At 63.3% G+C, this 12,500-nt stretch carries 14 protein-coding genes; 5 read left to right on the forward strand and 9 right to left on the reverse strand.

Features of this window, described 5'->3' with window-relative positions; translation table 11 throughout:
* Positions 1–22 precede the first annotated feature (22 nt).
* Genes GYA94_RS08310 through dapA form a run of 3 tightly spaced genes read right to left on the reverse strand, consistent with a single transcriptional unit; the run spans position 23 to position 2,806 of the window.
* Positions 23–781 (reverse strand): MBL fold metallo-hydrolase, encoded by a 759-nt coding sequence (locus tag GYA94_RS08310; protein ID WP_009682009.1) that lies wholly within the window; start codon positions 779–781, stop codon positions 23–25.
* On the reverse strand, positions 782–1,903 hold the full coding sequence (bamC, locus tag GYA94_RS08315) for an NlpB/DapX family lipoprotein (RefSeq protein ID WP_009682010.1): 1,122 nt from the start codon (positions 1,901–1,903) through the stop codon (positions 782–784).
* A 15-nt stretch (positions 1,904–1,918) separates the two neighbouring features.
* The gene (dapA, locus tag GYA94_RS08320) at positions 1,919–2,806 is read right to left on the reverse strand and encodes a 4-hydroxy-tetrahydrodipicolinate synthase (RefSeq protein WP_009682011.1); all 888 of its coding nucleotides are present in this window, start codon (positions 2,804–2,806) and stop codon (positions 1,919–1,921) included.
* A 259-nt stretch (positions 2,807–3,065) separates the two neighbouring features.
* On the opposite strand from dapA, the gene GYA94_RS08325 reads away from it, so the two are divergent.
* Positions 3,066–3,626 carry a glycine cleavage system transcriptional repressor gene (locus GYA94_RS08325; protein ID WP_009682012.1) on the forward strand — a complete coding sequence of 187 codons (561 nt, stop codon included), beginning with the start codon at positions 3,066–3,068 and terminating at the stop codon, positions 3,624–3,626.
* A 10-nt stretch (positions 3,627–3,636) separates the two neighbouring features.
* Complete coding sequence (locus tag GYA94_RS08330; RefSeq protein ID WP_009682013.1) at positions 3,637–4,110, forward strand: peroxiredoxin; 474 nt, start codon at positions 3,637–3,639, stop codon at positions 4,108–4,110.
* Positions 4,111–4,271: 161 nt separating this feature from the next.
* Here the strand turns inward: GYA94_RS08330 and GYA94_RS08335 are convergent, their stop codons facing one another.
* Both GYA94_RS08335 and GYA94_RS08340 read right to left on the reverse strand, forming a co-directional pair.
* Positions 4,272–5,342 (reverse strand): AI-2E family transporter, encoded by a 1,071-nt coding sequence (locus GYA94_RS08335; RefSeq protein ID WP_029887111.1) that lies wholly within the window; start codon positions 5,340–5,342, stop codon positions 4,272–4,274.
* 20 nt (positions 5,343–5,362) lie between these two features.
* Complete coding sequence (locus tag GYA94_RS08340) at positions 5,363–5,602, reverse strand: sulfurtransferase TusA family protein (protein ID WP_009682015.1); 240 nt, start codon at positions 5,600–5,602, stop codon at positions 5,363–5,365.
* A gap of 123 nt (positions 5,603–5,725) precedes the next feature.
* Between GYA94_RS08340 and GYA94_RS08345 the strand changes: the two genes are divergently transcribed.
* Positions 5,726–7,162, forward strand: coding sequence for a M48 family metalloprotease (locus tag GYA94_RS08345; RefSeq protein WP_029887110.1), 1,437 nt, complete (start codon positions 5,726–5,728; stop codon positions 7,160–7,162).
* Positions 7,163–7,216: 54 nt separating this feature from the next.
* Here the strand turns inward: GYA94_RS08345 and GYA94_RS08350 are convergent, their stop codons facing one another.
* Entirely contained in the window at positions 7,217–7,948 is a 732-nt protein-coding gene (locus GYA94_RS08350; RefSeq protein WP_161892118.1) for an amidotransferase, read from the reverse strand.
* A gap of 218 nt (positions 7,949–8,166) precedes the next feature.
* On the opposite strand from GYA94_RS08350, the gene GYA94_RS27635 reads away from it, so the two are divergent.
* A complete protein-coding gene (locus GYA94_RS27635; RefSeq protein ID WP_125920340.1) occupies positions 8,167–8,409 on the forward strand; it encodes a hypothetical protein in 243 nt (80 codons plus the stop codon).
* A 66-nt stretch (positions 8,410–8,475) separates the two neighbouring features.
* A complete protein-coding gene (locus tag GYA94_RS08355; RefSeq protein WP_161892119.1) occupies positions 8,476–9,276 on the forward strand; it encodes a c-type cytochrome in 801 nt (266 codons plus the stop codon).
* Between the two features lie 68 nt (positions 9,277–9,344).
* Here the strand turns inward: GYA94_RS08355 and GYA94_RS08360 are convergent, their stop codons facing one another.
* The 3 genes from GYA94_RS08360 to GYA94_RS08370 form a co-directional block, all read right to left on the reverse strand.
* Complete coding sequence (locus tag GYA94_RS08360) at positions 9,345–9,674, reverse strand: ribonuclease E inhibitor RraB (protein ID WP_054881731.1); 330 nt, start codon at positions 9,672–9,674, stop codon at positions 9,345–9,347.
* A 177-nt stretch (positions 9,675–9,851) separates the two neighbouring features.
* Positions 9,852–10,088, reverse strand: coding sequence for a hypothetical protein (locus tag GYA94_RS08365; RefSeq protein WP_161892120.1), 237 nt, complete (start codon positions 10,086–10,088; stop codon positions 9,852–9,854).
* Positions 10,089–10,290: 202 nt separating this feature from the next.
* Positions 10,291–12,348 (reverse strand): LTA synthase family protein, encoded by a 2,058-nt coding sequence (locus tag GYA94_RS08370; RefSeq protein WP_054911874.1) that lies wholly within the window; start codon positions 12,346–12,348, stop codon positions 10,291–10,293.
* Between the last annotated feature and the right edge of the window lie 152 nt (positions 12,349–12,500).

Here is a 12,500-nt window from a genome sequence, read left to right on the forward strand (position 1 = left end):
TCCGCTTGCTTGAGGTGTTGGGCTAGGCGATTTCGCGCCAGTCGAGCCCGTGTTCCTGATTCGCCACCTGGAGCCAGTCCGGGTCGCACCCGAGGGTGTCGACGAAGCACTGGCGCGCCAGATGTGGCAGGTTGTTCTTGCTGCTGAGGTGGGCCAGCACCAGGTGCTGCAGGTTGTTCCAGCCCAACTCGTGCACCAGGCGCGCGGCCTGGTGATTGTTCAAATGCCCTTGCATGCCCCCTACCCGCCGCTTCAAGAACGCCGGGTAGTGACCGCGCGCCAGCAGGTCGCGGCAGTGGTTGGCCTCGATCAGCAGTGCATCCAGGCCTTGGTAGCGTTCCAGCAACAGCGCGTCGTACGAGCCCAGGTCGGTGAGCATGCCAAAACGGCGCTTGCCGTCACTGACCACATATTGCAAGGGCTCGTAGGCGTCGTGCTCCACCCGTGCTGCATTCACTTGCAGGCTGCCGATATGCAGGCTTTGGCCACAGGCGAGAAAACCGGCCACCTCCACCGGCTTGCGCATGCCGCGCAAGGTGCCTTGGCTGAGGTAGACCGGTACATTGTAGCGCCGTGACAGCAAGCCGACCCCATGCACGTGGTCGGCATGTTCGTGGGTGACCAGCACCGCACTGAGTTGCGCCGGCGAAACCCCGAGCAGCGCCAGGCGCCGCTCGGTTTCGCGCAGGGAAAAGCCGCAATCGACCAGGATGAACGTGTCACCACTGGCGATCAGCGTGCCGTTCCCTTGGCTGCCGCTTCCGAGTACCGCGAAGCGCACTTAGCCCAGGTGGTCCTGAATGGCGCTCAGCACACGGCGGGCGACATCGGGCGGCGCCACGGTGTTGATGTTTTTCTCGACGGTGACCTGCACGCTTTCACCCACCTTGCTCAGGCGGACCTGGTAGCGCTCGGCACGGGCTTCACGCTCTTCCTTGGTGGGCTCGCTGCCGAACAGGCGGCCGAAGAAGCCCGGCTGGTTCTGCTTGTCTTCAGGCTTTTCCGACAGGTTGATGTAGTACAGGCCCAGGCTGCGGTTGATGTCCTCGACACGCCACTGGCCACCCTGCTCCAGGGCGCGGCCTACACCCGACCAGGCGCGGTCCAGGTCGGAGCCCAGGTAGAGTACCGGGTTACCGCTGCCGTCCTCGCTCAGGCTGACGCGGCTTGGCGCGTCGAAATCACGCTCAGCCAGCAGCGACACCGAACCGCCCTTCTCGGCGCTGCGGTTCATGCTGGCCAGCATTTCGTCGACCAGCAGGGCATCGGCGCCGGCATTGGCGGAGGTGGACGGGAACGCAGGCTCGGCGGTGCTGCCGGCCGGGCGCTCGACGCTGACCACATACACCTCGGAGGTGTTGCGTTGCACGCCAGGCTCCATGCGCACACGTACGCGCACTTCGCTGTCAGCGCTGCTGGCAGTGCTGGCCAGGCGCTGGCCGAGCGATGCCGACAGCTCGTCGAAGCGCTGCCAGCTGGTGTTGAATTCACCGGTCTGCGGGCGCTCTTCGTCGATACGGAAGCCGTTGTCCTCGAAGAACTGGCGGGCCACCGGCCACACCTCGGCCGGCGAGTGCTGGGCCAGCACCCAACGGCTGCTGCCGCTGCGCTGCAGGCTGTAGTCGGTGACCTGGCCAGCGCCACCGGTCAACGGTTGCGGCCGCGGCACTTCGTACTCGCCCGTGACGTTGTCATCGGCGACGTTACGCGGAATTGGCAACAGCGGGTCGAGCCGCTTGACGTTGCTGGCGTCCGGCGGCAGCTGCATGGGCGCGGTAGGGTGCGCCTGCAGGTAGTCGCTGCCGCGGTCGCGGAAATAGCCATCCTCGCCCCACAGCCAGCCACACCCACTGGTGCTGGAGATAATCAGGGCAAGGGCAGAAAGACCAGCCAGTCGCTTCATGCGGTGTACTTCCTCTTAAACCAGTACGCCGGACTGGCGCAAGGCAGTACGGACTTTGTCGTGGCAACCTTCGCTGAGCCAGGTCAGCGGCAGGCGAATACCCTTTTTCATCAGGCCCATTTCAACGAGCGCCCACTTCACCGGGATGGGGTTGGCTTCGCAGAACAGCTCTTTGTGCAGTGGCATGAGTTTTTCGTTGATAGCGCGGGCCTTCTCGGCATCGCCCGCAAGGGCGGCCTCGCACATATCGGCCATTTCGCGCGGGGCGACGTTGGCGGTGACGGAGATGTTGCCCTTGCCGCCCATCAGGATCAACTCGACAGCGGTCGGGTCATCGCCAGACATGACGATGAAGTCGCTGGCAACGCCTTCCAGGATCGCTTTGGCACGGGCCAGGTCGCCGGTGGCTTCCTTGATACCGATGATGTTCGGCACAGTCGACAGGCGGATCACGGTCTCGGCCTGCATGTCGCAGGAGGTGCGGCCCGGCACGTTGTAGAGGATCTGCGGGATGTCGACGGCTTCGGCAATGTGCTTGAAGTGCTGGTACAGGCCTTCTTGCGTTGGCTTGTTGTAGTACGGCACCACCAGCAGGCAGGCATCGGCGCCGGCATTCTTGGCGTTCTGGGTCAGGTGCACGGCTTCGGCAGTGGAGTTGGCACCGGTACCGGCGATGACCGGGATAGGCTTGTTGCTGCGCTTGACGCGCTCGACCACATGCTTGATGACCAGGATGTGCTCTTCGACATCGAGCGTGGCCGACTCACCGGTGGTGCCGACAGCGACGATCGCATGGGTGCCGTTTTCCAGGTGGAAGTCTACAAGTTTGTCGAGGCTGCCCCAGTCAACACGCCCTTGTGCATCCATGGGTGTGACCAATGCCACCATACTGCCCGCAATCATGTAACTGCTCCTGCCGGAAAAAGAGAGCGGTAATGGTACTGGGGGCATCGGCCTTGCACAAGCGAAGCAGGCGGGCGGAGCATTCCCCTCGGCGCCTTATTTCGCTACCCTTGATGCTTTGATCGGTGCAGCGCGGCCCGCCGGGCCGTCGACCTTGCTCCCGGCCAGCGTCCAAGACCTCGCATGCGAGCCCCGGGCCCTGCCGACTGGAGGCTTTCTCCCGTCCTGTACCGACCGCTCATCGCTTTAGGAATGCTGCATGTCCACCCCCACCGTCCGCGAACAATTCCTCGTCATCAGTGCCTTGGGGCCCAACCCCATGGAACTGGCCAACGTCCTCAGCCGCGCTGCCTTCGAAAACCGCTGCGCGGTGGTTACCTCGCGCCTGAGCCGCCACGGCGAAACCAGCGCCCTGGTGCTGCAGGTAGGCGGCAGCTGGGACGCCCTGGCCCGCCTTGAAGCCATGTTGCCAAGCCTGGGCAAGAAGCACGGCCTGACCCTGGACGTGGTGCGCAGCGCCGACCAGGAGGTACGCCCGCAGGCCCTGCCTTATGTAGCCTACGTCAGCGCCGCCTACCGCCCGGACATCATCAACGAGCTGTGCCAGTTCTTCCTCGACCACCGCGTCGAGCTGGAAGCCATGACGTGCGATACCTACCTGGCGCCGCAGACCGGCAGCAGCATGCTCAATGCCCAGTTCACCGTCATTTTGCCGGCCGGCACGCAAATCAGCTGGCTGCGTGACCAGTTCCTGGACTTTGCCGACGCCCTGAATCTCGATGCGCTGATCGAGCCATGGCGCCCACAGAACCCAATGTAAGGAAGCGATCATGGCTGTAGCACTCGACCAACCTGTAGCGCACTTCCAGGCCCAGGCCACCGGCGGGCAAACCGTGAGCCTGGCCGACCTCAAGGGCCGGCAGGTGGTGCTGTACTTCTACCCGAAGGACAGCACCCCGGGCTGCACCACCGAAGGCCAGGGCTTCCGCGACCAGCATGAAGCCTTTGCCGCGGCCAACACCGTGGTGTTCGGCGTGTCGCGTGACGGCCTCAAGTCGCACGAGAACTTCAAGGCCAAGCAAGGCTTCCCGTTCGAGCTGATCAGCGACAAGGACGAGGCCCTGTGCCAGCTGTTCGACGTGATCAAGCTGAAGAAGCTGTATGGCAAGGAGTACATGGGCGTGGATCGCAGCACCTTCCTGGTCGACAAGGACGGTGTGCTGCGCCAGGAATGGCGTGGGGTGAAGGTGCCCGGGCATGTGGATGCCGTGTTGGCAGCAGCTCAGGCACTGAACAAGGCTTGAGATCGTTGGGGGCGCTTTGCGCCCCTTTCGCGACACGAGGCCGCTCCTACGCCGGGCGGGGGCGGCCGGCAGTACTGCGGGGCCGGGCCGGCATCATCGGAAATCGCGTATGCCTGTAGGAGCGGCCCTGTGTCGCGATGGGCTGCAAAGCAGCCCCAAAATTACAGCATCGGTGACACAATAGGCTCCTGCCGCGGCCAGGCATCCAGCACAGCCTTGATCAGGGTCGCCAGCGGGATGGCGAAGAAGATCCCCCAGAACCCCCACAGCCCGCCAAACAACAACACCGCGCAAATGATCGCCACCGGGTGCAGGCTCACGGCCTCGGAAAACAGCAGCGGCACCAGCACGTTGCCATCCAGCGCCTGGATGATCGCGTACACCGTCATCAGGTAGATGAACTGATCGCCCCAGCCCCACTGGAACAGTGCAATCAGCGTGACCGGCACCGTTACCACTACCGCGCCCACATAGGGCACCACCACCGACAGCCCCACCAGCAACGCCAGCAGCGCGGCATAGTTGAGCCCCAGGCTGATGAACGCGATGTAGGTGGCAATGCCGCAGATCAGAATCTCGATGCCCTTGCCACGGATGTAGTTGGCGATCTGCCGGTTCATCTCGCTACCCACCCGGTTCAGCAGGGTGCGCTGGCGTGGCAGGTAGCCACTGACCCAGCGGCCGATGAGTTCGCGGTCCTTGAGGAAGAAGAACACCAGGATCGGCACCAGCACCAGGTAGATCATGGCATTGACCAGCAATGGCAGGCTGGACAGCGAGAAGGTCAGCGCCCATTGGCCAAACTTGCCGATCTCACCGCGCACCGATTCGATGGCATGCAGCACCTGCTCGTCCGACACCAGGTGTGGGTAACGCTCGGGCAACAACAGCAACAACGACTGCCACTTGCCGAGCATGCCCGGTAGCTCGTTGAACAGGGTGATCAGCTGGTGCCACAACAGCGGCACCAACACCAGCATGAACAGCGCCAGCGCCCCCATGAACAGGGCAAATACCAGCATCACTGCCAACCGCGTAGGCACCCGCAAGCGCTCCAGGGCATTGACCAGGCCTTGCATGAGGAACGCCAGCACCATGCCCGCCAGCACCGGCGCGAGCATGCCACCCAGGGTTAGCACGGCCGTGAACGCCAGGAACAGCAAGACTGCCAGCACCACTGCCTCTTCATCGGAGAAGTAGCGCTGCACCCAGTCGCGAAGCACTTTGAACATTGACGATCCTTGGTAAAGACTCAGGCCTTGCGCAGCCAGTAGGTGTAGGTGCCGGCCTCGGCCGTTTCCTGCAGCAGGGTATGACCGGCCAACGTGGCGAAAGTGCGGAAGTCGCGCTGCGAGCCGGTGTCGGTGGCGATCACCTTGAGCACCGCGCCGCTGGCCAGGCGGTTGAGCTCCATCTTGGCCTTGAGCAGCGGCAAAGGGCAATTCAGCCCGCTGGCGTCGAGTACGGCGTCGCAGGTCAGGGTGTCACTCATTGAAGGGTCTCCAAAGGCATTGCCAGACTGCTTGTTGGCAGGGCTGCCTAGGATAGCGCCACTGGTCGCCAACGTGTGAGCCCGCTACAGTAGCTATCTTTGACACCGACGCGAGCTTCGTGCATGAAACTACTGCGCCCTACCCTGCTGACGCTGGCCTGCCTGTTGGCCCTCCCCGGCCATGCTGACGACCTGCCATCACTGGGTGACGCCAGCTCCGCGATCGTTTCGCCGCAGCAGGAACACCAGCTCGGCCGCGCCTGGCTGAGCCTGTTGCGCGGCCAGGTCAACCAGCTCAACGACCCGCAACTCAAGGACTACGTCGAAACCAGCGTGTACAAACTGGCCGAGACCAGCCAGCTGCAGGACCGGCGCCTGGAGTTCATCCTCATCGACAGCCGCGAGCTCAACGCCTTCGCTGCGCCCGGGGGCATCGTGGGGGTCAACGGCGGGCTGTTCCTCAACGCACAGACGGAAGGCGAATACGCCTCGGTGCTGGCGCACGAACTGGCGCACTTGTCGCAACGCCACTTCGCCCGCGGCGTCGAGGCCCAGCAACGCATGCAACTGCCGATGATGGCAGCGCTGCTGGCCGGGATCGTACTGGCGGCGGGGGGCGCTGGCGACGCCGGCATCGGCATGATCGCCGGCACCCAGGCGGCGGCCATTCAGGAGCAGCGCCGGTTCTCGCGGCAAAATGAACAGGAAGCGGACCGCATCGGCATCCTGAACCTGGAAAAGGCCGGCTACGACCCACGCAACATGCCAACCATGTTCGAGCGCCTGGCCCGCCAGTATCGCTATGACGCCAAGCCACCGGAATTTCTGCTGACTCACCCGGTGACCGAGTCGCGGATCGCCGACACCCGCAACCGCGCCGACCAGGCGCCACCGGGCGGCATCGAAGACAGCGCACGCTACCAGCTGATTCGCGCCCGCGTGGCGCTTATCTATGAAGGCACCCCGGGGCTGGCGGCCAAGCGCTTCCGTGCCCAGCTCGACGAAGACCCCAAACTCGATGCTGCACGCTATGGCCTGGCCCTGGCGCAGATCAAGGGCGGCCAGCTGAACGAAGCGCGGGAAATGCTCAAGCCGCTACTGGCCAAAGCGCCCAACGACATCACCTACAACCTGGCGCAGATTGACCTGGACATCACCAACAACCGCCTGGCCGATGCCCAGCAGCGCGCCGAGCGCATGCAGCAGCTATACCCCGGCAACTACCCGCTGAAACAGGTGCGCGCCGATTTGCTGGTGAAGCTGAACAAGCCTGCCGAAGCCGAGAAAGTGCTGGACGAGCTGGTGAAAAGCCGGCCGGATGATCCGGACGTGTGGTACGACATGGCCGAGGTGCGCGGTTTGTCGGGCAATACCATCGGCTTGCACCGGGCGCGGGCAGAGTACTTCACCTTGGTGGGGGACTTTGACCAGGCGATCCAGCAGCTGGATTACGCCAAGCGCCGGGCCGGCGGGAATTTCCCGCTGGCTTCGCAGATTGACCAGCGCCAACGCGAGATCATGGAGCAGCAGCGCATGGTCCGGGACATGATGGGGCGCTGAGCCCCGGGGCGGCCGTGGGGCACGATCGGGCTGCTGTGCAGCAGCCCCCGGCCATTACGCCGCGTCGTGTTTGCTGACCGGCTGCTGGATGAACCGCAACATCCACTCGCCCACCAGGTCGCCCTGGTGCTCGCTGGCCAGGCTGGCCACCGCCTTCTGGTACACTTCGTCACCCAGGTATTCCTGGCGCGCATCGAGCAGCGCGCGGGAGTAGTCGTGGACAAACTCCGGGTGGCCCTGGAAGCACAGCACCTGGTCGCGGATGTGGTACGCCGCATTCGGGCAGAAATCGCTGGAGGCAATGACCGTGGCGCCTTCCGGCAGTTCGGTCACCTGGTCCTGGTGGCTGATCAGCAAGGTCAGCTCCGACACCTCAGGGTCCATCCACGGGGCGTGCGCCGCCAGCGAGTAGCGGTGAATGCCTACGCCCCAGCCCTTGTCGGCACGCTCGGCCTTGCCACCCAGGGTCAACGCCAGCAGCTGGTGGCCAAAACACACACCCAGCAATTTCTCGCCACGCGCGTAAAGCTTCAACAGGTAGGCCTTGAGCGTCTGGATCCAGGGATCGGTACCAAACGAGTCTGCCTTGCTGCCCGTGACCAGGTAGGCATCGAACACTTCGCTGTCGGCGGGGTAATCGCCGTTCATCACGTTGTACACACGAAACTCTGCGGCAATCGGCTGCCGCGAGAACAGCTGCTCGAACATCCTGCCGTAGCCCTGGTATTGCGCCGTCAATTCCGGCCGCAGAACATCGGTCTCAAGGATGCAGATGCGTAACGACATAGGATTAGTCCTGAACGACATGGGTGGGAATCTGCTGTAGAGCCTGACGCGAAAGGCACGTACAAGCAAGTAGGCGGCACTGACGAACGGTCACATTTTGTCGGCGCGCCGTGGATGGCTGCGCCACCGTCTAGCGAGAGCATGCTAGCGAGATGGCACATGGCCTCATAGCCATGAGGCCTCAAAATCTCGACAATTAGAACAAAGAGTTCTCGGACATGGATAACGCACACCCTACTGTTGGTTGTATATCCACTAACAAAAGGCAGGCAGTAAAGGCGCCACACCACGCTACTGCGATCGACCCGAAGCGCGACAAGGAAGCCAACGGGTACTCAGGAATAACAACAAGAAGGCGGTCCGCCATGTTCAGACATTCGAAAATACGCCAAGCCGGGCTTATTTTATTCGCCACCACATTGCTGCTGATCGTGCCGAACCTGACACGGTTGTTCGGCTGACTGCAGCAGTGGCGTCTACGGGCAGTGCGCAGGTAACCTGCTGGCCTCTCTGGTCGGAGTGTACCCATGCGCCATTGCCTTGCCCTGGTTGCGCTGCTGCTGAGCCTGCCACTGTCGGCGGCACAACTGCACCTTGAACTCGGCGCTACCCAGCGCCAGTGGAGCAGCGAAGAACTGCTCAGCCACCCGCAAGCGCAGACCATCCGCATCGAGCACGACGTAGCCTACAAACGCCCCATGCAGTACCGGGCGGTGCCGTTGGCTGCGCTGTTGCCTGGCGTTACCGCCAGCGACCACCTGCAGGCGGTGGCGCTGGACGGTTTTGCCGCAGAAATGCCCACTGCGCCGCTGTTGCAGAAAGGCCCGGCGCAGGCCTGGCTGGCCGTGGAAGACCCCAACCAGCCTTGGCCACCGCTGGGTGCAGGCAAACCTGGCGCTGGGCCATTCTACCTGGTGTGGACAGCAGCGCAGGCCGGCGGTATACGCCCGGAGCAATGGCCGTTCCAGATCGCAACCTTGCGCCAGCTCGCCCCGGTAGCGCAGCGGTACCCTGCACTGCTGCCCGACCCGGCGCTACCCGCCGACAGCCCGGTACGCCAGGGCTTTGCCCTGTTCCAGCAAAATTGCATGGCCTGCCACCGCCTGAACGGTGCGGGGGATGCGCAGGTTGGGCCGGACTTGAATGTGCCGCACAACCCCACCGAGTACTTTCAGCCGGGTTATTTGCGCATGTTGATCCGCGACCCGCAAAGCCTGCGGCAGTGGCCACAGGCGAAGATGCCGGGCTTTGCCGAAAGCGTGCTGAGCGACAAGGAGCTGGATGCGCTGCTGGGCTATCTGCAGCATATGGCCAAGCGCAAGCGTTAGTGGCTGCTTAGGGTAAACCCGCCCCTGCCTGGCGCGGGTGTGCCTGAGGTGATGGCCACGCAGGGCTGCTAGGCCGTGAGCCGCTCGTGCTTGACCCCCCAACCCTCCACCTCGCCGCCATAGGGCGTCACCAACTGCTCGAAGGCCTCTTCAAAATCGCCAATCCCACAATAGGTGGCATACATGACCTTGCTCAGTTCCAGGTGCCAGCCACCGTCACCCTCCTTCACCTGGGCATTGAGCGATTCGCCGCGAAACTGCCTGGCAGCACGGCGCGCCCCGGCTTCGTCGGGGAATACGGCATAGAACTCGATGGGGTGGATCTGGGTGAAGTCGAAACCGCCTGCTTTCATCTGGCGCAGGACGTTGCTGCTGATATCGTCGTTCTGGCTGCTCATGAAACGTCCTCCTGAATAATGCAATGGATAGACTTTCCGTGCTACTACACACCTGCCGGCAGCGGCCGGGCAGTACGAGCTGATGCAAGACGCGAATGTATGCGGTGCCAGCCCGCATAATAGGCGAGCACCTGCTGACAGCGTAGCGCCTGCCAAGGCACCACGCAAACGTGTGGGTTAGGGCTGTTCCTCAATGCTTGTGATCATTACGCCGCTGTGCTCGCGCAGCCAGCGTGCGGTGGGGGAAATGCTGCGGTCCTGGAAGTCGTTGAGGTCCAGCTCGGCCATTACCGGAAACAGGTGAGAACGAATGGCCCTCGCCGCCTCTTCCTCGCTAGGACGATGCTCGGCTTTCAACACCAGAGTGGACGGTTCGCCCTTCTGGTCGGCAAAAATGACTTCCCACTCTTTCATCTAACGGACCCTCTGAGTCAAGGAACACAGGGTGTGTGTTACGCCTGAACAACTGACCTTGGGGCAGGGAGAATGTTCAGTAGGATGAAAGCGGCAGGCGCCGAAACGTGGGGCCCCCATCGCGACCCAGGGCCGCCCGCAGGGGTAGCGCCAACTCGAGGCTGGCGCAGCCACTGTGGCAGCGGGTTGACCCCGCCAGCTTTTACTTCGGCGTGCCGTGCACCACGCCGGCGGTGTTGTCCAGCAGGCTCTTGGTGGCGGTCTGGATGTACGCTTCAAGCTGCTTGAGCAGTTGCGGCTGGTCGGGGCTTTCGATCAGCTCGGCCTTGAACTCGCTGCCCAACTGGTAGCGGTACATGCGCGGGGTCATGTCCTTGGACTCGATCAGAATGCGGTCGCCCTGTACCAGGCCGACGATCTGTTCGCTGCCCGACGGCTTGATCATGCCCACGCCCTGGTCGCCCTCAGGCAGGTTGAGCAGGTCGCGCCCCCAGCACTGGTGGCGGGCCTTGCCACCCAGGCGGCCCATGATGGTCGGCACGATGTCGACCTGGGTGCCCACGGTGTGGTTGACCGCACCGAACTTCTCCTGAATGCCCGGGGCAATCAGCAGCAGCGGCACGTTGAAGCGGCCCAGGTCCAGCTCGGTGACCTGCTGGTGGTTGCCGAAACCGTGGTCGCCAACGATCACGAACAGGGTGTCCTTGAAGTACGGCTCTTTGCGCGCCTTCTCGAAGAACTGGCCCAGCGCCCAGTCCGAATAACGCATGGCGGTCAGGTGCTCGTCCAGGCGCCCCTGGCCGGTCACCTTCTCGACGGGCAGGTCTTTGGGCAGCGCATACGGGGTGTGGTTGGACAGGGTCTGCAGCAACGCATAGATCGGCTTCTTGCCATCGTGCTTGGCCAGCTCCTCGTTGCCGCGGTCGAACATGTCCTGGTCGGACACGCCCCAGGTCGGGTCGGAGAACACCGGGTTGACGAAGTCGTTACGGCCAATGAAGGTGGTCATGCCCTGGTTGCCGAAGAACCCGGACTGGTTGTCCCAGGCGAAGTCGCCGTTGTAGACGTAGACGTCGTCGTAGTCACGGGCGCTGAGCAGGGCTGGCAGGCCCGACAGCTTGTGGCCGCCTTCCGGGGTTTGCATCAGGTATTCGAAGCCCGGCAAATTGGGGAAGCACGCCATGGTGGCGAACATGCCCTGGTGGGTGTGCGTGCCGTTGGAGAAGAAGCGGTCGAACAGCAGGCCCTCTTTGGCCAGCTTGTCGAAGTACGGGGTGATGTTGTTCGGGCTACCCAGCGCACCGACCGAGTGGCCGGCAAAGCTTTCCATCAGGATCACCACCACGTTCTTGACCGCCAGGGTGCGCTCGGCCGGCGGCAGGAAGTCGCGGCGCACGGCAGCTTCGTCGGCATCGACCAGGGTGTCGTTCGGGGTCAGCAATTGCTTGCGCACGGTTTCGGTGGCCAGGCCCTGCTCCAGTACCGGCTTCCAGATGTTGGCGCGGTCTTCGCCGAAGCGGCTCTTGGCAGCGTCGATCAGGGTCAGGGTGCCGTTCAGGCCCAGCTGGTTGACGAAGTTGGAGTCGGTGGTGAACGCATCGCCCCAGCGCATTGGCGGGCCTTGGCGCAGCGTGCCACGTGCGGCGACCACGGCCACCAGCAAGACCACCATGAACACGGCCAGGCGGTTGTACCACGGCGCCACGCGTTGTGCGCCCTGGCCCCGGGTGATGCGGTCGATGCCCTTGAACAGCAGGCTCAGCAGCCAGGTGCCGAAAGCCCAGGCCAACAGGTAGCGCACCACCGGGAAGCCGTACCAGAGCATGCTCAGTACGGTTTTCGGGTCTTCCTTGATGTACTGGAAGACCAGGCCGTTGAGGCGCTGGTGGAACTCGCGGTAGAAGTCCATTTCCATCAGGCCAAGGAACATCACCACGCTGGAGGTGAGTGTCAGCCAGAAACGGAACACCCCTCGCCGGGCCATGGCCCACGGGCTGAGCATGGCCAGCAACAGCGGAATGCTGAGGTACACCACCACCCGCAGGTCGAAGCGCAAGCCGTTGACGAAGCCTTCGGCGACGGTGGAGTAAGGGGTGTCGCCGACCATATCGCTGTTGTAGACCAACAGCGCCAGGCGCACGAGGCTGAGCATCAGCATGATCACCAGGCCGCTGAGCAGCGTGTAGGCCAGGTGGGATTTCAGGGTGGGCGAGAACGGTGCTCGCGCGCCCCGTTGCTTCAAGGCGTCCGTGTTAGCCATGAATGGGAAGGTCCTAGGATTGCGGGTTGCGAAGAGGGCGTTGGCACTGGGCCAACGCAGCATTGTGCGGGTGCGGATTCTGTTTAAACCAATGTGAAAATTTTGTCACGCGGGTGTTGCCGCTTTTGTCTGTTCCGGCCCTATCGCCGGCA

The sequence above is a fragment of the Pseudomonas juntendi genome, assembly GCF_009932375.1.
Classification (GTDB): domain Bacteria; phylum Pseudomonadota; class Gammaproteobacteria; order Pseudomonadales; family Pseudomonadaceae; genus Aquipseudomonas; species Aquipseudomonas juntendi.